Consider the following 24960-nt stretch of genomic DNA (forward strand, 5'->3'; position numbering starts at 1 on the left):
TTTCAGCGCACACTTGTACTCTGTTTTCAATTTTGCGATAGCTTAGGGTAAACTACAAGCCGAATATTGTGGTGGACCTGCCTTACTTATGTCTCAGCTTACGCATGCAAAAATACATTTTAATGAACAAGGTACGCCCGTGGCGTCAGATTTTGATGACGTCTATTTTTCCAATGACGGTGGCATGGCCGAAACCGATTATGTATTTTTGCAGCAAAATGGTTTACCCCAGCGCTGGCATACGCATCCAGCACCCGCTTTTCATATTATTGAAACCGGTTTTGGCACCGGCGCTAACTTTCTGCTGAGCTGGTTACGCTTTAGGCAATACCGCCAGCAGTTTCCAGACGCAGCCTGCCAGCGCCTGTATTTCAGTAGTTTTGAAAAATTCCCGTTAAGCCATGCCGATCTCACTCAGGCGCTAGCGGTACATACCGAGCTTCAACAGCAGTGCCAGCAATTGCTGCAAGCTTATCCGTTGTGTGTTGGCGGTTGTCACCGGCTTAGCTTTGATAACGGTAGCGTAATACTGGATTTATGGTTTGGTGACGTAAATGCCCTGCTGCCAGAGCTTAATGCCACAACAGATGCCATTTACCTTGATGGTTTTGCCCCCAGCAAAAACCCGGATATGTGGCAGGATCAGCTGTTTACCGGCCTGGCCCGGCTAAGTGGCAATGGCAGCACCGTATCGACCTTTACCTCTGCTGGTCTGGTAAAGCGTGGTTTGCAGCAGGCTGGTTTTACGGTGAGTAAAATTAAAGGCTTTGGCCGCAAGCGTGAAATGCTCACGGCCATAATGGCAACGGATACCGCGATACCTACCCCGTTAGCAACACCTACACCGTTAAATGATGAAGTCACCATTATAGGCGGCGGTATAGCATCGCTTTGCACAGCTTTGGCACTGGCTCAGCGCGGTGTGGCCGTGCACCTTATTTGCGAAGATGACATGGTGGCACGCCAGGCATCACAAAACCGCCAGGGCGCTGTATATCCCAACCTGCATGCCAACCTCACCGATGACAGCCAGTTGCACGCTCAGGCCTTTTTATTTGCCCGGCGCTTTTATCAGCACTGGCAACAACAAGGGTTAGATTTTGCCATGGACTGGTGTGGCTTACTGCATCTGGCCAGCAATACGCTGCTACAACAGCGCCAGCAAAAGCTGATGGATAAAGCGCTGTGGCCAACTGAGCTGGTGCAGGCGGTCAATGCCAGCGAAGCCTCTGCCATTGCCGGGCTTAAGCTGCCCCACAGCGGCATTTATATACCACTGGCTGGCTGGTTAAGCCCGCAACAGTTCTGCCTGCAGGCACTGCAATATTTACAGCAGCAAAAGTTATTCCGCTTTAGCCCTGATTGTAAAGTACGGGCAATAAGGCAAAACAATAACGGATGGCACTTAGATACCGCAACCGGAGAATGTCAGGCCGCAATTTTAGTGCTGGCCTGTGGCAGCAAATTGGCAGAATTTGCTCCAACGGCGCAACTGCCGCTGAATAAAATCCGCGGCCAGGTCAGTTATGTGCAAGCCAGCGCTATGGCGCCACTTAAAACGGTACTGTGCCATAAAGGCTATATCACGCCACAATGGCAAAACCTGCACAGCGTTGGTGCTACTTTTGATCGTAACGCAACAGAAGCCTTTATCAGCGAGCAGGATAACAGCGAGAACGTAGAATTGGTGCGCCAGCAACTGCAGAAACCAGCCTGGTTTGCTGAAGCTGAAGTAACAGACGCAACAGCAGCATTTCGGGCCACTTTGCCAGATCACTTACCCCTGGTTGGCCCGCAGGCTAATCAGCAAAACCTGTACCTGATAGGAGCCATGGGCGCCAGAGGTATTATGCTGTCGCCATTGCTGGCCGAACTATTGGCCTGCCAGATTTGTGCTGAGCCGCTGCCGTTAACGCAACAGCTGTGTAAACGGCTGGCAGCTAGCCGTTTTCAAGTTGCTGGGCAAAGGCAATAAAAGTTTGCTAAGGTAGCGCAGAATAATAAATAAAAGTAAGGACAAAACATGCGTCTAGCCGTTTTATTATGTCTGGCGTTATTAAGTTACGGGCAAAGTGTTGCCGCTAAAGATTTTTACCAGATCCCGCTGCCAGAAGATGCCCGTGAATTTGCCCGGCTGGATAATAAATTGCCAGCGGTGCTCAGTTACTTTAGCCAGCAAAGCGAAACCACACTGCGCGATTTTTATATCCAGCAACTGGGGCAGCCTAATTCAACTCAAACCCTGTATGGCCGCGAACATTTATATTTTACCCTCAATGGTAACCAGGTACGTATTCTGATCTCAAGCCGTGACAACTGGCGTCAGGTTGATGTCATGGTGCAAAACTAAGCCGGTTAAGGCTTATTGGTTAGGGCTTAGTTAACTGCAACACTACCCTGCGGTTTTGTTTACGCTCCAGCGCAGTATCGTTTGGCGCTACGTGGCGCCGTTCACCAAAACCTTCTACCTGAACTTTATCCTCACTTAGCCCGGCTGCAACAAAAAAGCTTTTTACTTTTTCCGCCCGCTTTACCGACAATTGCTCGTTCATCCAGCGCCCGCCATAACTGTCGGTGTAACCCTGAATTTCAACATAGTCGATATCCTGATCATATTTCAGGTATTCAGCTATCTGCGCCAGCCTGCGCTCAGACTCACGGGTTAACTGGTCGCCACCGCTTTCATAGCTCAGCACAGTAAAGGCAATATCATCAAAGCCATACGGCAATAACCGCGACACACACTGATTAAACTGATGATAATTTACCGGAAACTGCACCGGGTTCATCGCCGCCACCACTTTGTCGTAAGGGCTGTACCAGTCGCTGAAGTAAAACGTCGGGCTAAAGCCCTGTTCCAGCTCAGTCAGTAAGGTCCAGGCCGTTTTTTTCGGCAGATCGCCATTATATTGCTTTAATAACTTCATGCTGGCCACCGCTTTAGCAGGGGTGCCCGGACGCCAGGCTGGCGGTACTGACAGCACTTCAGCTAAGCCATAGTTATCGGGCAGCCGTAGCATTTGTAATTCAAAATCTAAGTTCAGCCCTTTACTGGCCACACTGCGAAATACCGCCTGGCCAAACTGCGGAATTTCATGCTGCAGCTGACACTCCAACGGGGTGTTTTTACTTAATTGCCAGACTGATTGCTCAATACTGGCAGAATATTGACGCAACTGTGGCTGTGCCAACACACTGGCACTGCACAACAAGCTGCTGATCACTAATAAAGTTCGCATTTTCTGGCTTTCCACCACTGTCGGTAAGCAATTTATGGCAATTCTGTTTTATGTTAAGCAAACACTATGCCGCAACAAGACGCTGGAGCAATTCTTTGGCATAATAGCCGCTGATTGGCAAACTGGCGATGTTATGACACAACCAAGATCACAGCTGGCACAGCGCTTCCGCGGTTACTACCCTGTAGTTATCGACGTAGAAACCGCTGGCTTTAATGCAAAAACAGATGCTTTACTGGAAATAGCCGCCACCTTGCTGGATATGGATGACGACGGCAATTTAGTGCCGCTGCAAACACTGCACTTTCATGTTGAGCCATTTGAAGGCGCAAATCTGGATGCCAGCTCACTGGCATTTAACGGTATCGATCCATTTAACCCACTACGCGGCGCAGTGCCAGAGCGCGAAGCCATTACGGAAATATGTAAAGCGGTGCGCAAAGCGCAAAAAGACGCTGACTGTCAGCGCAGCGTTATCGTGGCGCACAATGCCGCTTTTGATCAGGGCTTTTTTAACGCCGCAGTGGAACGGCTTAACTTTAAACGTTCGCCCTTTCATGCCTTTGTATCATTCGACACCACCAGTTTGTCAGCATTAGCGCTGGGGCAAACTGTCCTTGCCAAAGCCTGCCAGGCTGCAGGTATTGAATTTGATAATAAAGAAGCGCACAGCGCCTTGTACGACACTGAACGCACTGCTGAGCTGTTTTGTTATATTGTTAATAGCTGGAAACAACTGGGCGGCTGGCCACTGGCACAGGCTGCAGAAGCAGCCAGTGAAGATGCCACTGAACAAGTGTGAAACTCAGGCAGCATAGACTCGCAGTCTTAGCCGTCAAAATATAAAGGCCGCAACAAGCGGCCTTTATATTTACCACAGCAAGAGTTTACTCTGCGGCGGTATCGGTTTTGTATTTAGCGGCAGTTTCTTTGATCAACGGCTGCAGTTCACCACGCTGAAACATTTCCAGCACGATATCACAACCACCAACCAGTTCACCGTCTACCCACAACTGCGGAAAAGTAGGCCAGTTGGCATATTTGGGCAATTCAGCACGGATATCCGGGTTTTGCAAAATATCTACAAAAGCAAACTGCTCACCACAGGCAATCAGCGCCTGTGAAGCCTGAGCCGAAAAACCACAGCTTGGGAATTTAGGCGAGCCTTTCATAAATAACAGGATCGGATTCTCAGCAATTTGCTGCTTAATTTTATCTAACGTTTCCATTAACACCTCACACCATAAGCATTTTCAGATTGGCAGACATTTTACGCTGTTCTGTTGTAACTGGCACTTGAGATCTGAGAAAAAATCCCCACCTCTGTTGCTACAACCTTAAGCGCTGATTATCACAGCCGACTACACTGGATCAGCCAATAATCAATACTGTAAAACTTGAGTATTTTAGTCAGGTTTTGTAGTCTACGCCATGCAGACATCATAAACAACGCCAACGGAGAACGACAATGGCCTTTGAATTACCAGCATTACCTTATGCAAAAGACGCTTTAGCGCCACACATTTCCGCAGAAACTCTGGAATACCATTACGGCAAACACCACAATACTTATGTGGTAAAACTGAATGGTTTGATTGAAGGCACGCCTTTTGCCGGTAAATCTCTGGAAGATATCGTTCGTACCTCTGAAGGTGGCATTTTCAATAACGCTGCTCAGGTATGGAACCACACTTTCTACTGGCACTGTTTATCACCAAACGGTGGTGGCGAGCCAACAGGTGCGTTAGCCGACGCTATCAATGCTAAATGGGGCTCTTTTGCTGCATTTAAAACCGCCTTTAACGACAAAGCCGTGAACAACTTTGGTTCAAGCTGGACCTGGTTAGTGAAAAAAGCTGACGGCAGCCTGGATATCGTTAACACCAGCAACGCCGCTACGCCATTAACAGATACCAGCGTAACGCCGGTAATGACTGTAGATTTATGGGAACACGCCTACTACATAGACTACCGTAATGCCCGCCCAACTTATCTGGATGCATTCTGGGCACTGGTTAACTGGAAATTTGCCAGCGAAAACTTTGCCAAGTAATACTTAGCTGTATTAAACGAACCCGGCTTATGCCGGGTTTTTTGTCCGCCCAGCTTTACACTTTCATGTAATAAACCAACTAAACCAGTTTGCGCTCAGCAACTATAGCCTGAAGAAATTTATAGATTTTTCTGTCAATTAGTCAGGCGGGAATCCGCTTTACTGTCTAACCTTAAGATAACAGCTTGGCTGCCACCCTTTTCCGATGTTTAAAAGCTGGAGGTGCATATGAGTATTTTCGAGCACTATAAATCACGCTACGAAGCTGCGAAAGAAGAAGAATATAGCATCCAGGAATTCCTGGCATTATGCAAAAACGACAAAAGCTGTTACGCCAGTGCAGCAGAGCGTTTATTGCTGGCTATAGGTAAACCCGAATTAACCGATACCGCGCAAGACCCACAGTTAAGCAGGCTGTTCTCCAACCGGGTAATAGCACGCTATCCGGCATTTTCTGAGTTTTACGGTATGGAAGATGCTATCGAACAAATTGTGTCTTACCTGAAGCACTCGGCGCAGGGGCTGGAAGAGCGCAAACAAATTCTGTATTTACTTGGCCCGGTGGGCGGCGGTAAATCGTCACTGGCTGAAAAGCTGAAACATTTAATGCAGCAAATTCCGATTTATTACTTAAAAGGCTCACCGGTGTATGACCATCCGTTGTGTCTGTTCGACGTTAACGAAGATGGCAATATTTTGCAGCAGGAATACGGTATCCCGAAACGCTACCTGCGCAATATTATGTCGCCCTGGGCCAGCAAACGGCTGCATGAGTATAACGGCGATATCAGCCAGTTTAAGGTAGTGAAAAAATACCCATCTATATTGGATCAGCTCGCTATTGCCAAAACCGAGCCCGGCGATGAAAACAATCAGGATATTGCCTCGCTGGTAGGTAAAGTGGATATCCGCCAGTTGGAACACTTCGCCCAAAATGACCCCGATGCTTACAGTTACTCCGGCGCGCTTTGCCGCGCTAATCAGGGCCTGATGGAATTTGTTGAGATGTTCAAAGCACCAATTAAGGTACTACACCCTTTACTGACGGCAACGCAGGAAGGTAACTATAATGGCACCGAGGGTTTAGCGGCTTTGCCATTTGACGGTATTATACTGGCGCACAGCAATGAATCTGAGTGGCAAACCTTTCGCAATAACAAGAACAATGAAGCCTTTCTTGATCGGGTTTATATTGTAAAAGTACCTTATTGCCTGCGGGTTAGCGAAGAGAAGCGGATCTACCAGAAGCTACTGGAACACAGCGAGCTGAATACGGCACCTTGTGCACCGGGCACCTTAAGCTCACTGGCACAGTTTGCCGTATTATCCCGCTTGAAAACTCCCGATAACTCCAGCATTTATTCCAAAATGCGCGTTTACGACGGTGAAAGCTTAAAAGACACCGATCCTAAGGCAAAATCGTATCAGGAGTACCGCGACTACGCCGGCGTCGATGAAGGCATGACAGGCTTATCAACCCGTTTTGCTTTTAAAATTTTATCGCGGGTATTTAACTTCGACAGCACAGAAGTAGCCGCCAACCCGGTACACCTGTTCTATGTGCTGGAACAGCAGATAGAACGTGAGCAATTCCCTGCCGATGTAGCAGAGCGGTATCTGGAGCATTTAAAAGGTTATTTGATCCCCAAATATATTGAGTTTATCGGTAAAGAAATTCAAACCGCATATTTAGAATCCTATTCCGAATACGGGCAGAATATCTTTGATCGCTACGTGATTTATGCTGATTTCTGGATCCAGGATCAGGAATACCGTGATCCGGAAACCGGCCAGTTATTCGACCGCTCAGCCCTGAACGCCGAGCTGGAAAAGATTGAGAAGCCTGCCGGCATCAGTAACCCGAAAGATTTCCGCAATGAAATAGTTAACTTTGTGCTTAGAGCCAAAGCGAAAAACAATGGCAAAAACCCAACCTGGACCAGCTACGAGAAGCTGCGCACTGTGATAGAGAAGAAAATGTTCTCCAGCACAGAAGAGTTGTTGCCGGTTATTTCGTTTAACGCCAAAACCTCAACCGATGATCAGAAAAAACACGACGATTTTGTCAACCGGATGATGGAAAAAGGCTATACCCGTAAGCAGGTAAGGTTGCTGTCAGAGTGGTATCTGCGCGTACGTAAATCGCAGTAACGTAAGCCGGAGGTAGTATGGCGCACTTTATAGACAGGCGGCTCAATGGTAAGAATAAAAGCGCGGTAAACCGCCAGCGCTTTATTCGCCGCTACAAGCAACAAATTAAAAAAGCCGTGTCGGATGCTATCAGCAAGCGCAGCGTTACTGATATTAGCAGCGGTGAAAGTGTCACTATACCCAGCAAAGACATTACTGAGCCGTTTTTTCATCAGGGTAAAGGCGGCCGCAGGCAAATAGTGCATCCGGGCAATGATCAATTCAGCCCGGGCGATCGCATTAAGCGGCCACAAGGCGGTGCAGGCTCTGGCAGTGGTACCGGCGATCCGGCCAATGACGGTGAAGGCACTGATGATTTTGTATTTTCTATCTCCAAAGATGAATATCTGGATCTGCTGTTTGAAGATTTAGAGCTGCCCAATCTGAGAAAAAACCAGTTAGATAAACTGGTGCAGTATAAAAATGTCCGGGCCGGTTACCGCTCTGAAGGTGTGCCAAGCAACATTGATATAGTACGCTCGTTACGCGGTTCTCTGGCACGGCGTGTTGCCATGACAGCCGATAAAAAAGCCCGGCTGCGTGAACTGGAGCAGCAACTTAGCGCCCTGGAGCGCGAACCGGTGCCGGATCAGCAGTTACTGCGCAGCATTATTGACGACATTGACACACTAAAGCAGCGTATTGCTGCCGTGCCTTTTATCGACAGCTTTGATTTACGCTTTCGTAATTTTCAAAAACGGCCAGAGCCAACCAGCAAAGCAGTAATGTTTTGCCTGATGGATGTGTCAGGCTCTATGGACCAGGCCACCAAAGATATGGCGAAGCGGTTTTATATTCTGCTGTATTTGTTTTTAAGCCGCAGCTACAAAAATGTCGAGGTGGTTTATATCCGCCACCATACACAAGCCAAAGAAGTGGACGAACAGGAATTCTTTTATTCACAGGAAACCGGCGGCACTATCGTATCCAGCGCAGTAAAGCTGATGCACGACATAGTGCAGGAGCGTTACAACCCGGTGGAATGGAATATATATGCCGCTCAGGCATCCGATGGCGACAACTGGACTGACGACAGCGCTCCCTGCGCAGAGCTGCTGGCTAACAAGCTACTGCCACTGCTGCGCTACTATGCGTATATTGAAATTACGCCCAGAGCTCACCAGAGCCTGTGGCAGGAATATGAAAAGCTGCTGCCGGTGCATGACAACTTCGCCATTCAGCATATTAAAGAAGTCAGTGATATTTACCCGGTGTTTCGCGAGCTGTTTAAAAAGCAAGCCGCCTAAGCGCAATTGACTTTGCAGTGAGGTTTTTTATGGCCAAAGCAAAAACGAAAATAAACCCTTGTTTACCAGATGGCCCGGACTGGACCTTCGATCTGCTGGACGCCTATCATCAGGAAATTGCCCGCGTTGCAGCGCACTATAAGCTGGATACCTACCCCAATCAGATTGAAGTGATTACTGCAGAACAAATGATGGATGCATACTCCAGTGTTGGTATGCCGCTGGGTTACCATCACTGGTCTTATGGCAAGAAATTTATCCAGACAGAGCAAAACTATAAGCGCGGCTACATGGGCCTTGCCTATGAAATTGTTATCAACTCCAACCCCTGTATTGCCTATCTGATGGAAGAAAACACTATTACCATGCAGGCACTGGTCATGGCGCATGCCAGTTACGGCCATAATTCTTTTTTTAAAAATAATTACCTGTTTAAAACCTGGACCGACGCCGGCTCTATTATCGATTACCTGGTGTTTGCCAAAAACTATATCAGCCAGTGTGAGGAAAAGTACGGCATCAGCGATGTAGAAGATATGCTCGACTCCTGCCATGCGTTAATGAACTATGGTGTAGACCGTTATAAAAGGCCGCAACAAATCTCCCTGGATGAAGAACAAAAACGCCAGCATGAGCGCGAAACCTATCTGCAGTCTCAGGTAAATGATTTATGGCGCACTATACCGGTAAAAGCTGCCAGTACAACGCAGCACAAAAGCCGCTTTCCGTCAGAGCCGCAGGAGAATATCCTGTATTTTATTGAGAAAAACGCTCCCTTACTAAAACCCTGGCAGCGGGAGATTGTGCGGATAGTACGTAAAATTTCGCAGTATTTTTATCCGCAAAAACAAACGCAAGTAATGAATGAAGGCTGGGCTACATTCTGGCATTACACTATTTTGCAGCACCTGTATGATGAAGGTAAAGTCAGTGATCGCTTTATGCTGGAGGTTTTGCACAGCCACACCAATGTGGTGGCGCAGCCGGAATACAACAGCAAATATTACTCCGGCATTAACCCTTATGCGCTGGGTTTTGCCATGTTTACTGATATCCGCCGCATTTGTGAGGCGCCCACAGCCGAAGATAAAGAATGGTTTCCGGATATTGCTGGCAGTAACTGGCTGGAAACACTGCACTTTGCTATGCAGAACTTTAAAGATGAGAGCTTTATCAGCCAATATCTGTCACCTAAGGTGATCCGCGATTTTCACTTGTTTGCGATTGTCGATGATGACGAAGAAGGCAGTTTAGAGGTGGCTGCTATTCATAATGCGGAGGGCTATCAGCGTATACGGCAAATGTTGTCGCAACAATATAACCTGAGCCAGATAGAACCGAACATCCAGGTACATAATGTAGATTTAAACGGCGATCGCTCACTGACGTTACATTACGTACCGCAAAGCCGCATTCCGTTGGCGGGCACTATGCCGCATGTGTTAAAACACTTGCACCGGTTATGGGGTTTTACCGTTTATCTGGAACAACAAAACGTTGATGGCAGCACAGAGCTACTGCACAGTTGCCCTGAACCTGCGCTGCTTGGCGGTTAAGTGTTAGTCTAACGGGCTATAGCAGGTAACCCTGTTGCGCCCGCCCGCCTTAGACCGGTACAGTGCTTTATCTGCCGCTTCCAGCCATTGCCGGTAATTTGTCATGTCTTTGTTGTGCTCAGCCAAACCGATGCTAAGCGTTACTTTTAATATCTGGCTGTTGTATTTAATTGATAACTGCTCAACTGATTTACGCAATCTTTCGGCCAGATGAGCCGCCTGTTCCAGATTGGTCTCTACTAACAAAATGGCATATTCTTCGCCGCCATAGCGGCCGGCTATATCAGTAGCCCTGAGATTTTTGCGCACTGCATCAGCAATGTGCTGGATCACTAAGTCACCGGCAGAGTGGCCGTAGGTATCATTAACCCGTTTAAAATGATCAATGTCGCACATCAGCAAAGTGCTTTGATGCGGATAACGTTGCAACCGTTTGTATTCCTGGTTCAGGCTTTCTTCCCAGTGACCACGGTTAAACAGCTGGGTAAGGTAATCGGTTTTTGACAGTTGCTGTAAACGGCCATTCATCGACTCTAACTCGATGCGGCTTACAGCCACATCGGTAACATCATAAATGATAAAACACAGGTGGGTTACCTGGCCGCGGGTGTCTGACAGCGGAAAAATAGTACAGTTCTGATACATATATTCAGCACTACCGGTAATGGGCCGGTAATTACGGAATTTAAAAATATAGGGCCGCTGCTCCCAAATCGTAAAAGCACGGTTTTTCAACAAGATCACCGGATCACATTTACGCCGTAGCCAGTCTTCGTCAATTTCAGAGAATAAGTCAAACAAGTAACTGTCACGCACCTGGCGTGGCGTTAAACCACTATGGTTTTCCATAAAACCATTCCACACCTGAATACGATAGTCGCAATTTAGCACGACAAGCCCGACATCAACTGTCTGGAACATATCCATCAGCCAATGGATCTCAGATACCTCAATCGATGTTTCTGACATCACTACTCCTCCAGCAAGAAAGCAACTTTATAATTCAGGGTTTTCAGGCTGTCCTCCGTAAAAAGTAATAATAAATCGCAACTGATATTATAGTTTTCAATACCATAACTTACTTCTATTGCCAGAGTTTTACGCCAGCGCTTGGCATTAGCTCTGATTAATTCGCTAACCGGTGCATGCTGCCCCAGCACTACCGGATGGCCCTGGCTGAAACTCATATCAATTTGTTCTGCCAATCCTTTGAGCACAGCGCCAATTAAAATATTGGCAATATCCATCAACAGTTCCAGCTCAACTTTTACCGTCAGCGCGCCGTGGTAATTCATTAACCGGGCAATATCTTTGAAGCTGGAGTCATTCAGTATCAGCAGTGCCTCTCCCGACACACCGCCGCCGATAAACCCCTGACATACAGCAGAAGTTGAAGACTCCTGCTCTACCGACGCCAGAGCCATATGCAGTTCACTGACTTCAATTAAATTTACATTCGGGATCGGTAATTTCACAAACACATTTAACAGTCGCGCCAGCAAATTACCTGCTTGCCCAATTGCCACGTTAGTTAATTCCTGCAATACGTCGCGCATCTCTGCGCCAAGCTCTGCAGTAACCGGGCCCGCCTTTTTGCTAATGGTGCTTGCAGCTGTTGCGGTATGAGCAATAGCATGTTGCTGCATAAGCTGCTGTATTTTTGCAGCATCTACCGGTTTGCGGATAAAGTCGAGCGCACCCAGGCTTTTTACCCGTTCAAATGCTTCAGGCTGCACATCACCGGATACCACTACGACTTTGACAGCTAACTGGCGCTTTTTCAGCTCGGCCAACACTTCGTAGCCATCCATTACCGGCATGTTTAAATCAAGGAAAAACCAGTCAATATTGTGCTGCTGTAAAGTATCCAGGGCTTCAGCGCCATGGCCGGCAAAAAATAAGTTCGCTTGCCACTCTTGTGGTAGTATTCTGGCTAATTGTTTACGAGCCAGATTAGAGTCGTCACAAATTAATACCGCAGTGGTCATCGGCTTCTCACTTCGTACAGGCTTCATTTCAGTCTAGACTGAAATACTCGGTTCGTGCATCAGGCACGGAAAATATGTTGTGTTCCAGCTGATTACTATTACGCCAACTATCTTAACAGGAGCTATATCATGTCTGCATTATCTTTTACCAGCCGAAAATTTGTTATGGCAGGCTGTTTACTCAGTTTAAGCACTCTGGCTGGTGCGGTAGATCTGCAGGAAAGACTGCCAGAACGCCTGAGTAAAGTTAAAGCCGGTGAACAACAGATTGTCTTGCTGGGCAAGAAAGTGGAAGTAGGAAAAAAAGCTCCCGCATTTAAAGTGGTGGACGCCGGTTTTAAACAAACAGAATTAAAAGACTTTAAAGGCAAAACTGTGCTGATAAGCGTAGTGCCCAGTGTAGATACCGGCATCTGCTCACTGCAAACTAAACGCTTTAATACAGAAGTGGCCAAATTGCCTGAGGATGTTGTGCTGTTAACTATCAGTACCGACCTGCCCTTTGCGCAAAAACGTTATTGCCAACAAGAGCAAATTGACAAACTGGTAGTACTGTCTGATGCGGTATGGCGGGATTTTGGCAGCAATTATGGTTTGCTGATTAAAGACATGGGTTTGCTAACACGCACCGTGCTGATTATCGACAATGAAGGCAAGCTGGTATACCTGCAAATGGTTGATGAACTGGCAAAAGAACCAGACTATGACGCGGCATTAAATGCCCTGCAACAAGTATTAAGCCAAAGCTGACAACCACCTTTGGGCCGGGATTAAAAAATGTCCGGCCCAAAACTTGAAATTTTACTGACCGACCTTATTTACAGGTCAGGTGGCCGGATACGGCACCTGAGAACAACCAGCCGCTGTGCTGGTTAAGTTAACGCCCGTTCAACCGAAGGGCAATACAACACCTGTTTGCTAATGAGGAATTGGTTATGACAAATATTGATTTAACTCCGTTTTACCGCTCATTTATTGGTTTTGATCACCTGGCTAATTTGATGGATGCCGCTGCCCGCAATGAAAAGCAGCCCGCTTATCCGCCTTACAATATCGAAGTGACCGGCGAAGATCAGTACCGTATTACCATGGCAGTTGCCGGCTTTGATGAGCAGGAACTGAGCATAGAAACTGAACACAATACCTTGCTGGTAAAAGGCCAAAAAGCCGGTAAGGACGATGGTCGCCGTTTTGTGCATCAGGGCATAGCAGAGCGTAACTTTGAGCGCAAATTTCAGTTATCTGACTATATCAAAGTTACTGGCGCGCATATGGCCAATGGCCTGCTGCATATAGAGCTTGTGCGTGAAGTACCTGAAGCCTTAAAACCACGCAAAATCAGCATTGGTGGCAGCACTGCTCAAACGCCGACGCAATTACTCAATGCCGAAAAAGTTGCTTAACTGCAGCCTTGCTACTGGCACAAAAAAGCCCTGATTAATCAGGGCTTTTTGCTATCAACTGTACTAACTTAGCAAGCTGGCCAGTTCACTGGTAACGGCCTCAACGGCTTTAGTACCATCAATATGATGATAACGGGTGTTACCCGCATCAGCCTCAGCGCGGTAATAACCAACCAAAGGTTCTGTTTGCTCATGGTAAATAGCCAGGCGCTTACGCACAGTTTCTTCTATGTCATCCGCCCGGATCACCAGCTCTTCACCGGTAGCATCGTCTTTACCTTCTACTTTCGGCGGGTTGTAGCGAATATGGTAAACACGCCCTGATGCCGGATGCACACGACGGCCACTCATACGTTCAACAATGACTTCGTCCGGAACATCAAATTCAATTACATGATCAATCACAATGCCTTTTTCTTTCATGGCATCAGCTTGCGGAATAGTACGCGGGAAGCCATCCAGCAGAAAACCTTTGCTGCAATCCGGCTCGGCGATACGCTCTTTAACTAAACCGATGATGATATCGTCTGATACCAGTTGGCCCGCGTCCATCACCTGCTTGGCGGCTAAACCCAGTTCAGTACCAGCCTTAATAGCAGAGCGCAGCATATCACCGGTAGAAATTTGCGGAATGCCATATTTACTCATTAAAAACTGAGCCTGAGTTCCTTTTCCGGCACCAGGGGCACCCAACAAAATTATGCGCATAGCAACACCCTCATGTTTTGGGATTGATCCATTAATAATAAAGGCTGGATCTTTACATAATGTGCAGCCTGAAACAAGAAATTTGTCTTGCCATGCCAACTGGTCTGGCTATTTCATTGGCTTTTAGTCGTACAGCTGTGTAAAGACAGCTTTATCTGCATTTTTTCTGCTCAAACTACAGAAAACAGCAGTTTTTCCGACAGATAAACCCCGGTTATATCGACTAAAGTTGTAATGCGTTATACCCGGAACTGCGCAACTAAGCCTTTTAGTTGCTCGGCCAAACCGGCCAGTGACTCGCTGGCCTGCGTTGATTGCGTAACATTATCCGCCGTTTGGTAGGCTACATCGCTTATCCGGTGCAAATTCTTATTCAGATCGCGTGACACTGTAGTTTGCTGCTCGGTTGCACTGGCAATTTGTTGCGCAGTGTCATTAATCAGTGATACCGCGCTACTGATGCAGGTTAACGCCTCGCCAGCCTTACCTGCCTGCTCGGCAGTTTTGCGGGTTGCCTGCTCGCTTTTGTTAGTGGCCTGAACAGCATTATCAGTACCGCGCTGCAGTTTCTCAATCATTTGCTGTATTTCAGTGGTTGAATCTTTGGTGCGGCTGGCCAGCGTGCGTACTTCATCTGCGACTACAGCAAACCCGCGGCCTGTTTCACCTGCCCGCGCCGCTTCGATGGCAGCATTTAGCGCTAGCAGGTTTGTTTGCTCGGCTATGCTTTCAATCACCTGTAAAATACTGCCTATACGATCGCTGTCTTGTTTCAGATGGTTAATAATATCTGCCGCCCGGCTTACCTCTTGTGATAACAAAGACAAATCCTGCACAGTTTGGCTAACTACCTGCTGCCCCTGCTGCGTTTCTTTTTCTGCCGCATCAGCGGCGCCGGCGGCTTGTTGCGTATTGCGCGAGACTTCCTCCAATGAGGCGGTCATCTGATTCATTGCCACTGCAGAGCTGCTAATTTCGGTATTTTGCAACTCTATGCCACGCTGAGTTTGTTCATTAATTTGCGATAACTCAGTGGCCGCAGCCGCAACCTGATCTGAGTAATCACGAATTTGTAGCAACATAGTGCGCAAATTCTGCTGCATCAGGTTTATCGATGCCAGTAAGCTTGAGCTGTCACCGGCTTTTAATTGTACATCTGCGGTAAGGTCGCCATTGGCAACCTTATGCACAATATTGGCGGTGTAATCGGGCTCACCGCCAAGGGTACGGGTAATACTACGCACCAGGCTGATGCATACCACTACAGCAATAATCAGTACCACTGACGAAATAAGCACCAGCGTCCAGAGCATTTCCTGTACTTCGCTCAGAGCTTCCTGCTCACGGCTTTCCAGTACCAGGCCCCAGCCCAGCATCGGAATATAGCTGTAACTGCCGATCACAGCGACTCCTGCCGCATTGCTATATTGGCCAACATTGCTTTGTTTTTGCCGTATAGCATCAGCAGCTACAGTTTGCAGGGCCTGCTCAGTATCACGGATTGAGGCTGCAGGTGTAATAGCCTTGCCCTCAGCGTCCAGCAGATAAATCTCGGTATAATCGTTACGGCTCAATTCATTCACTTTGCTAAACACCGTGCTTAGCTGCACCGCGCCACGCATTACCGCGACAATCTGATTATTATGCCGCACAGGAATAGCAATGGTGCTAATACGGTTACCCGTGGCCCGCGATACTATCGGTTGCGAGAAAGCATCGTCTCCACTAACTGCTTGTTTAAACCAGTCACGGTCTGCCACATTAAAATCATTTGCTTCAGTGCTGTTAAGCAGCCGGGCCTGGCCGTTGGCAAAGCTTACGCCAGCCATACCTCTGCCGGCGGGCGATACCAGAAAGATAGTATCGTAATAACCTTGTGCCTGCGCCAACTGCAGCATTAGTGCACTGATCTCATCCAGTTGTAACTCTTTGCTCTGTGGCAGGTTGGCCAGATAACGCATTTCGTCCTGGCGCACTAATAGCCAGTCTGTAAAAGCCTCAGCGTTAAGCTCGCTGGTGGTCTGTAAGGTATTCACCACGGCACGGGTTTGCGAGTTACGGTATTCAACAAATACCAGGCTGGTTAACACCAGAATAGACACTAACAGTAAGCTGACCATAATTGTGGTAAGCCGACTACCAAAACCCATATTACGCCAGAAATTAAACATTCTCTGCTCCTTGCCGGTAACGGTAAGCTATTGAAAGTATAGAAGCAGATTAAAATATAGATAGGATAAAAGCGGAAGAAACTATGTTTGTTGATAAGCACCTTTGCCGCAGCCCTGTGGCCGCAGCAAAGGTATTGGCTGTTACTTCGCTAAAGACAATAACAGGGTGTTGAGCCGGGCAACAAAAGTTGCAGGATCTTTTAAATTACCGCGTTCGGCCAGCAGCGCCTGATCCAGCAACACTTCAGCCCACTGTTTAAAACGGTCTTCATCTTGCTCATCAGCAATACGCTTAACCAGTTGGTGCTCAGGGTTAAGCTCAAAAATCGGCTTAACTTCCGGCACTTTCTGCCCCACTGACTCCATTAACTTGATCATCTGCGTGCTCATGTCAAACTCGTCAGTTACCACGCAGGCCGGGCTTTGGGTTAAACGATGGCTAACTTTGACATCTTTAACCTGCTCACCCAGTGCTGTTTTAAAGCGGCCAATCACATCCGCAAAAGCTTTTTCGGTTTCTTGCTGTGCCTGTTTGGTTTCGTCATCATCCAGTTTAGATAAATCCAGACCGCCTTTAGCAACTGAACGCAGCTTTTTACCGCCAAACTCTGTCAGGTGCTGCACCAACCACTCGTCGATACGATCAGATAGCAGTAACACTTCCAGGCCTTTTTTACGCAATACTTCTAAGTGCGGGCTGTGCTTAGCGGCAGCAAAGCTGTCAGCGACGATATAATAAATCTCATCCTGGCCTTCTTTCATCCGGCTAACATAATCCGCCAGCGCCACATTTTGTTCGCTGCCTTCATTATGAGTAGATGCAAAACGCAACAGGGCCGCAATTTGCTCTTTGTTCGCCATATCCTCAGCCGGGCCTTCTTTTAGCACCTGACCGAACTCAGCCCAGAATGCCTGATATTGCTCAGTATCTTTACTCAGCTTTTCCAGCATTTTCAGTGCACGGCTGCTACAGCCTTTACGTAATGCCTGTGTCACTTTGGTATCTTGCAGAATTTCACGCGATACGTTCAGCGGTAAATCACTGGAATCCAGCACACCTTTGATAAAACGCAGGTAGCTTGGCATAAACTGTTCGGCGTCATCCATAATAAATACGCGCTGTACATACAGTTTCAGGCCATGGCGCGCGTCGCGGTTCCACATGTCAAAAGGTGCTTTCTTCGGCAGGTACAATAAACTGGTGTAGTTATTGTTACCTTCTACCTTGTTGTGGCTCCAGCTTAACGGCTCGCTCCAGTCATGCGAAATATGCTTGTAAAACTCCTGATACTCTTCATCTTTAATATCTGATTTGTCGCGTGTCCACAACGCTGTAGCTTTGTTTACAGCCTGCCAGTGGCCCGGCACAGCAGCAATTTTCTCGCCCTCTGCACCATCACGCTCTGGCTGTTCTTCCTGCCATAATTCAACCGGAATACTAATATGATCAGAATATTTGGTAACGATACTCTCAACTTTCCAGCGAGTTAAAAACTCATCTTCACCTTCACGCAGGTGCAACACAATATCAGTACCGCGTGTTTCTTTGCTGATGGGCGTAATGCTGTAATCGCCCTCGCCGGCCGATTCCCATTCAATAGCATCGTTAGCTGCTGCACCGGCCTTACGGGTGCGCACGGTAACTTTATCCGCCACAATAAAAGCAGAATAAAAACCTACACCAAACTGGCCGATTAACTTGGAATCTTTGCCCTGATCGCCGGACAACTGTGAGAAAAACTCTTTCGTACCCGATTTAGCAATAGTGCCCAGATGGCTTATCACTTCTTCCTCGGTCATACCAATGCCATTATCGCTGACAGTTAAGGTACGGGCTTTTTCGTCCAGGCTGATGCGTACACGCAATTCACCGTCATCGCCGTACAGGCTGCCATCTGACAGGGCCAGAAAACGCAGTTTATCCGCTGCGTCAGAGGCGTTTGACACCAGCTCACGCAGGAAAATTTCCTTATTGGAATACAGTGAATGGATCATCAGCTGCAATAGCTGTTTCACTTCTGCCTGAAAGCCGTGGGTTTGCTTTTGGCCGGTTGAAGTGGCTGTGGTATCACTCATTGTGGTTATCCTCGAACATCAAATTTTGACAGTTATAACGCAGGCTGCACCGGCAGCCAGACACTGACAACTAATATGGGGAGAATTAACCGGATTTCAAGCAGGGTTATAGCAGATTAAAATACTTTACGGCCACTAAAAGCATGTGACAGCGTAGTACCGTCAACAAATTCCAGCTCACCGCCAACCGGAATACCCTGAGCAATGCGTGATACATTTACCTGATGTTTGTGGCAAAGCTCAGCAATATAAAACGCTGTAGCGTCGCCTTCAACCGTAGGGTTGGTAGCCAGAATAAGTTCGGTAACGCCGCCGCTGGCTAACAGTGTACTCAGTTTATCCAGGCCCAGATCCTGCGGCCCGATACCATCCAAAGGTGATAAATAGCCCTGTAACACAAAATAGCGGCCTTTAAACTGGCCGGTTTGTTCTATTGCCAGTTGGTCAGCCGCAGAGCCAACCACACAAATAATACCATCGAGCGCCCGGGCCGGATCGGTACAGATGTGACATAACGCGGTTTCACAAAAAGTGCGGCATTGCTGACAATGCCCGACCTTCATCATGGCAGCACCCAGCGCCGCACCCAGCTGTAAACCGCCTTCACGGTTACGTTCCAGCAAGGAAAATGCCATGCGCTGCGCCGATTTTGGCCCAACTCCGGGCAAAATGCGCAGTGCATCAATCAGTTGCTGTACCAGCGGGGTATAACGGCTCATCAGAATGGCATTTTCATACCAGGTGGCAACTGTAAGCCGCCGGTTACTGAAGCCATTTTTTCTTTGCTGGTTTCATCAACGCGGCGCACGGCATCGTTAATTGCAGCGGCAATTAAGTCTTCCAGCATATCTTTGTCATCCTGCATCAGGCTGTCGTCAATACTGACACGGCGCACATTGTGATTGCCCAGCATGGTTACTTTAACCAGACCGGCACCGGCTTCACCGGTTACTTCCATTGCCGCAACTTCAGCCTGCATTTTCTGCATTTTTTCCTGCATGGCTTGCGCCTGCTTCATGATGTTGCCCATACCGCCTTTAAACATAATGTTGTACCTGCTGTAAAATTAAGTTGAGTTAGCAGTGTAACGGACACTGACCTTTACCGGCGACAAGATAATAACTTCGCCGTCGAATTACAAGTTGTGCGCGGTTGGCGCACCGGTAAAACCGCTAATTGACCAATATAGTATCGGGTAGCAACTGGGCGTCAAACAGCTGTTGCAGTTGTTGTACCTTGTCATCTTCATGCAGCAGGCGGCTAACGTAACCAAAGCGCTCCTGCACAATTTTTTGCTGTATGGCTAACGGACTGGCTGCCACTTCTGCCTGGTAGCTGATGTCAATTTCCAGCGGCTGATTAAAACTGTGCTGCAGCACCTGTTGTAGCTTGATACGAAACCCCGGACTATCCAAATGCTGCTGGCTTTGCGCCACTGTTAAAGTAAGCTTTTCGCCATCTAACTGCATGGCAGCATTAAGCAAAAACAGCCGGCTTAAGCCACCAGTATCCAGCGTTTCAACCCGCGCGGCCCAGGCATCTACCTGAGCAGCAAAACGAACCGAGAAATTCTGCTCGTTGATACTACCATCAAAGCTTTCCAGTGTTGGCAAAGCTGTTGTTACGTCCGGCAGTTGGCTGCCTTGTGGCGCATCCTGTTCATACTGTTGCCATAACGCATCTGTCGCGGCTGCATCATACTGTGGCATATCAGCATCGTCGGGCTCGTCATAGCGGTTGTTATCAGCCGGTGGAAAAACGGCCTGGGTTATAGCTGCAGAGGGCTGCTCAGGCACCAATGTTATTACCGGGGGGCGGGCTTTTGCAGGCTCAGGCTGCTGAGCAGTTGCGGTTTTACCCTCTGCATCAGCCGTTTTTTGCAATGGCGCCTGCTGGCGCTCAGACTTTTTTGCTTCAGGCGCTGCGGTTACTGTCACCCCACGGCGTGCCATAATGCGTGCCGTAACCGGATCAATACCCGGCGTAGCAGCAACTGCAGTTTGCGGTGCCGGTACAGTTTGCGGTGTAGGCGCAGCTGCTTGCGTTTGTGCTACTGGCGCTGCAGACGACGTTGCAGAGTAGCTGTCAGTGTCTTCTACTGTTTCAACCCTGGGCTGCGACTGAACCTTTGGCGTAGGTTCTGCCGGTGTTACAACCGGCATTACAGCAGCAGCTTTGACCGGCGCGGTGCTTTTGCTTTGTGTCTCTGGTACAAATGCCATAGCCCGCAGCAGCGCCATTTCCAATCCGGTTAACGCATCAGGCGCATAGGGCAGCTCTTTTTTACCGCTGATCAGCAGTTGATAATATAGCTGCACCTGTGCAGGAGCCAGCGTGTCTGCTAACTGCTGGACAAAAGGTTGCTGTGACGAAAAACTGGCCGCGCTCTGGCTGAATTGAGTCAGTGCCGTAAGATGCAGTATGGACAACATATCGTCCAATACCTGACTGAAATTGCTCTGCTGCTGCACCAACGCTGCCAATTGTATTTGCAACTGCGCGGCGTCCTGCGCCAGAATTGCCTGTAATAACTGTTGCGCCCAGCTTTGATCCAGAAAGCCCAGCATAGTACGTACAGTATCAAGGGTTATATTGGCGTTACTTTGCGCAATTGCCTGATCCGTAAGACTTAACGAGTCACGCAAACTGCCTTTGGCGGCACGGGCAAGCAGTGTTAATGCGGTTTGCTCAAAAGGGATTTGTTCTTCACCCAGCACAAACGCCAGATGCTGCTCAATTTGCAGTGGGCTTAATGCCAGTAAATTAAACTGCAGACAACGCGATAAGACAGTAACCGGCAATTTTTGCGGATCAGTGGTGGCCAGTAAGAATTTAACATGTGGTGGCGGCTCTTCCAGCGTTTTTAGCAGTGCATTAAAGCTGTGTTTTGACAGCATATGCACTTCATCTATCAGATAGACTTTAAAACGGCCACGGCTGGGTGCATATTGCACGTTGTCGAGTAAATCGCGGGTATCTTCTACTTTGGTACGTGATGCGGCATCTATTTCCAGCAAATCAACAAAGTTGCCGGCATCGATTTCCAGACATGCAGAGCACTGGCCACAGGGCGTAGCAGTAATACCCTGTTCACAGTTCAAACTTTTAGCAAAAATACGCGCTATGGTGGTTTTACCGACACCGCGGGTGCCGGTAAACAAATAAGCATGATGCAGCCGGTTGTTGTTCAGGGCATTACCCAGTGCGCTTTTAACATGCTCCTGCCCGACTAGCTGGGCAAAATGTTGTGGGCGCCACTTGCGTGCTAATACCTGATAACTCATAACGGCTGCTGATGTCTTGTGATAATTGGGATCTTTGACAGACTAAACTTATTCGCCACTATACTCAACCAGACTAAGGATATTTAATCCGGCTTGCTGCAGGCGTTTAACACCGCCAAGTTCGGGCAGTGCAATAACAAAAGCCGCATCATCGACAATACCACCAAGCTGGCGTACCAACTTAGCGGTGGCATCAATAGTACCGCCGGTAGCCAGCAAATCGTCAACCAGTAGTACTTTATCACCCGCAGCTATAGCATCCGCGTGCAGTTCTAAGGCATCTTCACCGTATTCCAGCTGATAACTTTGCGAAATGCGCTGACGTGGCAGTTTGCCTGGTTTACGTACCGGCACAAAAGAAATACCCATGGCATAAGCCAGCGGCGCACCGAAAATAAAACCACGAGATTCAGTACCAACAATTTTGGTAATGCCTTTATCAGCATAAAAATAACAAAAAGCGTCGATGACTTTTTTGAAACTCGGGCCATCCTGCATCAGGCTGGTTACATCGCGAAATACTATGCCCGGCTTTGGATAATCAACAACTGTTTTAATAACCTGTTTTAATTCAAGCTCTAATGCCTGTTTGTCCATCTCAGAAAACCTTTTATTAAGCGCCCCTGCCGGGACAAAAAAGCCGCCCTCAGGCGGCCTTCAACTATGCTGGTGCATTATGCCAGAATCTGAAACCAACGCACTATTGGTGCCAAACACAGTAAGGACACAAACACTGCAACCAGAGCAAGAAACTGCCACAGGTTAAACGACTCTTTAAACTTTTCGTCTGCCATTGCACTACTCTTCTGTAATCAGCGAATTTAAGGGCGGTTATGGTAATGAATTTTGCTCTGCTTGAAAAGACACCAGCACACCTTTTGCGGCAAAGTCCTGTAATAAAGCTGTGGCTCCCTGCATTAACTGCTGCGCACTGAGCTGTGGCAGGAGCGGCAGTAGTTGCTGCACTACAGCTGCCAAAGTACTACCGGCAGATTGCTGCAACATTTGCAGTAAAGCCGCAGTAAGCTGATTAATAAGCACAAACTTCACGTCATCTGCAGCATTACGGTACAACAAATAATACTGTACTTCGCTTGGCGCCTCGGGCTGATAAGCAGTACTGATTTCATGTACCTTGTAAGGGTAAGCCAACACCATTGCAAGTGATGACAAATACAGCGGCGCGTGTGTGATTTGTTCAGTGCGCAGCGGCGTTTCCGCCTGTGATAACTGCTTTGTTGCCAGATAAAGTTCGGCCCACTCATAGTGCGCCAGTTCCAGCATAAACACCGGATCGTACTCAGTAGTAACGTAATCTTGTTGCAAGTAATGCAGAAAATGTTCAGCAATATGCAGAAAATAAGGGCTGGAGCACTGATACTGAACAAAAAATTGCCTTACCAGCACCTGCCAGTCAGCATCTTTATATAGCGATTTCAGTACAGGAAATGCACTGGCGATAAAACCTTCCACATTATTAAAAAACAGCTCGCGGTATATCGCCATGCGTCTGTCTTCAATATCCGCCGGAGCACTCTGATGCTCAGGATCTTTAATATGGGCGATAAAAGCCTGCTGAATTTGCTGGAATTGCATCTATCAGGCCCTTAACTGCAGAGTATCTGCCAAGGCGAGCTGTTGTAACGCTTTAATTTTTTGCAGTTCTTCACTTAACACACTAAGCTGCGGAATATTAAAATCACGCTCCAGCAATGTAGGTTTAACACCATGACACTGATATGCCTGTTGCAGCAATTGCCAAACGGGGTCTATCACTGCAGCGCCATGAGTATCTACCAGCAAATCTTCCGCCTCTTTAAAATGGCCGGCTATATGGTAATAAGCTATACGCTCAGACGGCATAGCGCGTAAAAAATCACTGGCGCTATAGCCATGATTAACCGAATTAACATAAATGTTGTTTACATCCAGCAGTAACTGGCAATCAGCTTCCTGTAACACTGCCCGGGTAAAATCTGCCTCCGACATCTGCTGGCCGGGTGCAGCATAATAAGATACGTTTTCCAGAATTAGCGGCTGCTCCAGAATATCCTGCACCTGCCGCACTCGCCGCGCCACATAACTCACAGCTTCATCAGTAAAGGGAATAGGCATCAAATCGTACAAGTGGCCATTACCTGAGCAATAACTCAGGTGCTCACTGTACAGGTTGATATTGTGTTGGCGTAAAAACTGCTTTACCTGCTTCACAAATAGCACGTCAAGAGGTTCAGGGCTGCCAATAGACAATGATAAGCCATGACAGATAAAACGATGCTGCTCAGTTAACTGCTGAAACTTCTTCTGCAGCTTGCCACCAAACGGGATCCAGTTTTCTGGTGCTACCTCAAAAAAATCTATCTCTGGTGGCTTGGCTGTTATCAGCTCATCCAGCATCTCACGCCGAAGGCCAAGCCCTGTCCCCGATACGGGCTGCTGTGTCATTGTGTGCATATACCAGGCTCCTGAAAACAAAGGCCTGCACTATCAATACAACGAAGTAGTACAACTATGCAGGCCTTAACGGGCGTAATTAAACACTACCGCCGCATTTACCTTCGCCACATTTCCCCTCACCACACTTGCCTTCTTTGGCCTTGTCTTTTGCCTCTTTAGCTTTATCAGCACCATATTTTCCTTCACCGCACTTGCCTTCGCCACATTTTCCCTCTTTGGCTTTATCGGCTTTGTCCTTCATTTTATCTTCGCCGCATTTCCCTTCGCCACACTTGCCCTCTTTGTCTTTGGCTTTTTCAGCTTTATCTTCACCACACTTGCCTTCGCCGCATTTACCCTCTGCAGCAACCATTTCATAGCCAGACGCCAGCTCCATAGCCGTAAACGGGTTAGCATTTGCAGTAGTAGCTACCGTAGCCAGTGAGCCAAAAACTAAAGCACCTACAGCCATAGCGACGTTCGATTGTTTCATTGTTTTCATATTTGCACCTGTTGTGGTTGAGAGTTACTAAAGTGTAGACCTTTGCTAGCGTAAAATTATTTCATTGCCGGGCAAAATACAGTCATTAATAATTTACTGATAATCTG

23 protein-coding genes are annotated in these 24960 nt (G+C 47.8%); 9 read left to right on the top strand and 14 right to left on the bottom strand.

Features of this window, described 5'->3' with window-relative positions; translation table 11 throughout:
• Positions 1-139 precede the first annotated feature (139 nt).
• Complete coding sequence (gene mnmC, locus AR688_RS08925; protein ID WP_231732024.1) at positions 140-1975, top strand: bifunctional tRNA (5-methylaminomethyl-2-thiouridine)(34)-methyltransferase MnmD/FAD-dependent 5-carboxymethylaminomethyl-2-thiouridine(34) oxidoreductase MnmC; 1836 nt, start codon at positions 140-142, stop codon at positions 1973-1975.
• A gap of 48 nt (positions 1976-2023) precedes the next feature.
• Positions 2024-2350 carry a hypothetical protein gene (locus AR688_RS08930; RefSeq protein WP_068232252.1) on the top strand — a complete coding sequence of 109 codons (327 nt, stop codon included), beginning with the start codon at positions 2024-2026 and terminating at the stop codon, positions 2348-2350.
• Positions 2351-2369: 19 nt separating this feature from the next.
• Here the strand turns inward: AR688_RS08930 and AR688_RS08935 are convergent, their stop codons facing one another.
• The gene (locus tag AR688_RS08935) at positions 2370-3239 is read right to left on the bottom strand and encodes a flagellar protein MotY (protein WP_068232254.1); all 870 of its coding nucleotides are present in this window, start codon (positions 3237-3239) and stop codon (positions 2370-2372) included.
• Between the two features lie 133 nt (positions 3240-3372).
• Here AR688_RS08935 and rnt point away from each other — a divergent pair, with 133 nt between their 5' ends.
• Entirely contained in the window at positions 3373-4041 is a 669-nt protein-coding gene (rnt, locus tag AR688_RS08940) for a ribonuclease T (RefSeq protein ID WP_068234058.1), read from the top strand.
• Between the two features lie 85 nt (positions 4042-4126).
• Here the strand turns inward: rnt and AR688_RS08945 are convergent, their stop codons facing one another.
• Positions 4127-4468, bottom strand: coding sequence for a Grx4 family monothiol glutaredoxin (locus AR688_RS08945; RefSeq protein ID WP_068232257.1), 342 nt, complete (start codon positions 4466-4468; stop codon positions 4127-4129).
• A 239-nt stretch (positions 4469-4707) separates the two neighbouring features.
• Between AR688_RS08945 and sodB the strand changes: the two genes are divergently transcribed.
• The 4 genes from sodB to AR688_RS08965 all read left to right on the top strand — a co-directional run bounded on the left by sodB (position 4708) and on the right by AR688_RS08965 (position 10285).
• Positions 4708-5292 (top strand): superoxide dismutase [Fe], encoded by a 585-nt coding sequence (gene sodB / locus AR688_RS08950; RefSeq protein ID WP_068232260.1) that lies wholly within the window; start codon positions 4708-4710, stop codon positions 5290-5292.
• A 228-nt stretch (positions 5293-5520) separates the two neighbouring features.
• Positions 5521-7443 (top strand): PrkA family serine protein kinase, encoded by a 1923-nt coding sequence (locus tag AR688_RS08955; RefSeq protein WP_068232262.1) that lies wholly within the window; start codon positions 5521-5523, stop codon positions 7441-7443.
• 17 nt (positions 7444-7460) lie between these two features.
• Positions 7461-8729, top strand: coding sequence for a YeaH/YhbH family protein (locus AR688_RS08960; RefSeq protein ID WP_068232265.1), 1269 nt, complete (start codon positions 7461-7463; stop codon positions 8727-8729).
• 29 nt (positions 8730-8758) lie between these two features.
• A complete protein-coding gene (locus tag AR688_RS08965) occupies positions 8759-10285 on the top strand; it encodes a SpoVR family protein (protein ID WP_068232268.1) in 1527 nt (508 codons plus the stop codon).
• 3 nt (positions 10286-10288) lie between these two features.
• Here AR688_RS08965 and AR688_RS08970 read toward each other — a convergent pair whose 3' ends face one another.
• Together AR688_RS08970 and AR688_RS08975 are read right to left on the bottom strand one after the other, a co-directional pair.
• Complete coding sequence (locus AR688_RS08970; protein ID WP_068232271.1) at positions 10289-11254, bottom strand: sensor domain-containing diguanylate cyclase; 966 nt, start codon at positions 11252-11254, stop codon at positions 10289-10291.
• A gap of 2 nt (positions 11255-11256) precedes the next feature.
• Positions 11257-12273, bottom strand: a complete 1017-nt coding sequence (locus AR688_RS08975) for a response regulator (protein ID WP_068232274.1) — start codon at positions 12271-12273, stop codon at positions 11257-11259.
• 129 nt (positions 12274-12402) lie between these two features.
• Between AR688_RS08975 and tpx the strand changes: the two genes are divergently transcribed.
• Positions 12403-13023, top strand: coding sequence for a thiol peroxidase (tpx, locus tag AR688_RS08980; protein WP_068232277.1), 621 nt, complete (start codon positions 12403-12405; stop codon positions 13021-13023).
• Between the two features lie 185 nt (positions 13024-13208).
• A complete protein-coding gene (locus tag AR688_RS08985) occupies positions 13209-13676 on the top strand; it encodes an Hsp20 family protein (protein ID WP_068232280.1) in 468 nt (155 codons plus the stop codon).
• A 63-nt stretch (positions 13677-13739) separates the two neighbouring features.
• On the opposite strand, the gene adk is transcribed toward AR688_RS08985, so the two are convergent.
• The 10 genes from adk to AR688_RS09035 all read right to left on the bottom strand — a co-directional run bounded on the left by adk (position 13740) and on the right by AR688_RS09035 (position 24853).
• The gene (gene adk, locus AR688_RS08990; RefSeq protein ID WP_068232283.1) at positions 13740-14384 is read right to left on the bottom strand and encodes an adenylate kinase; all 645 of its coding nucleotides are present in this window, start codon (positions 14382-14384) and stop codon (positions 13740-13742) included.
• Between the two features lie 239 nt (positions 14385-14623).
• The gene (locus AR688_RS08995) at positions 14624-16555 is read right to left on the bottom strand and encodes a methyl-accepting chemotaxis protein (RefSeq protein WP_068232286.1); all 1932 of its coding nucleotides are present in this window, start codon (positions 16553-16555) and stop codon (positions 14624-14626) included.
• A gap of 141 nt (positions 16556-16696) precedes the next feature.
• Positions 16697-18631, bottom strand: coding sequence for a molecular chaperone HtpG (htpG, locus tag AR688_RS09000; protein WP_068232289.1), 1935 nt, complete (start codon positions 18629-18631; stop codon positions 16697-16699).
• Positions 18632-18747: 116 nt separating this feature from the next.
• Positions 18748-19350: a recombination mediator RecR gene (gene recR / locus AR688_RS09005; RefSeq protein ID WP_068232293.1), complete on the bottom strand. Its 603-nt coding sequence runs from the start codon at positions 19348-19350 to the stop codon at positions 18748-18750.
• Entirely contained in the window at positions 19350-19676 is a 327-nt protein-coding gene (locus tag AR688_RS09010; protein ID WP_068232296.1) for a YbaB/EbfC family nucleoid-associated protein, read from the bottom strand. Before AR688_RS09010 ends, recR begins: the two co-directional genes overlap by 1 nt.
• A gap of 127 nt (positions 19677-19803) precedes the next feature.
• Positions 19804-21915 carry a DNA polymerase III subunit gamma/tau gene (gene dnaX / locus AR688_RS09015; protein WP_068232299.1) on the bottom strand — a complete coding sequence of 704 codons (2112 nt, stop codon included), beginning with the start codon at positions 21913-21915 and terminating at the stop codon, positions 19804-19806.
• Positions 21916-21963: 48 nt separating this feature from the next.
• Positions 21964-22512 carry an adenine phosphoribosyltransferase gene (gene apt / locus AR688_RS09020; protein WP_068232301.1) on the bottom strand — a complete coding sequence of 183 codons (549 nt, stop codon included), beginning with the start codon at positions 22510-22512 and terminating at the stop codon, positions 21964-21966.
• A gap of 234 nt (positions 22513-22746) precedes the next feature.
• On the bottom strand, positions 22747-23511 hold the full coding sequence (locus tag AR688_RS09025; RefSeq protein WP_068232303.1) for an HvfC family RiPP maturation protein: 765 nt from the start codon (positions 23509-23511) through the stop codon (positions 22747-22749).
• A 3-nt stretch (positions 23512-23514) separates the two neighbouring features.
• Positions 23515-24360, bottom strand: a complete 846-nt coding sequence (locus tag AR688_RS09030) for an HvfB family MNIO-type RiPP peptide maturase (RefSeq protein WP_156420294.1) — start codon at positions 24358-24360, stop codon at positions 23515-23517.
• Positions 24361-24448: 88 nt separating this feature from the next.
• On the bottom strand, positions 24449-24853 hold the full coding sequence (locus AR688_RS09035) for an HvfA family oxazolone/thioamide-modified RiPP metallophore (RefSeq protein ID WP_068232309.1): 405 nt from the start codon (positions 24851-24853) through the stop codon (positions 24449-24451).
• Positions 24854-24960: the final 107 nt, after the last annotated feature.

The sequence above is a fragment of the Rheinheimera sp. EpRS3 genome (assembly GCF_001513785.1).
GTDB lineage: Bacteria > Pseudomonadota > Gammaproteobacteria > Enterobacterales > Alteromonadaceae > Alishewanella.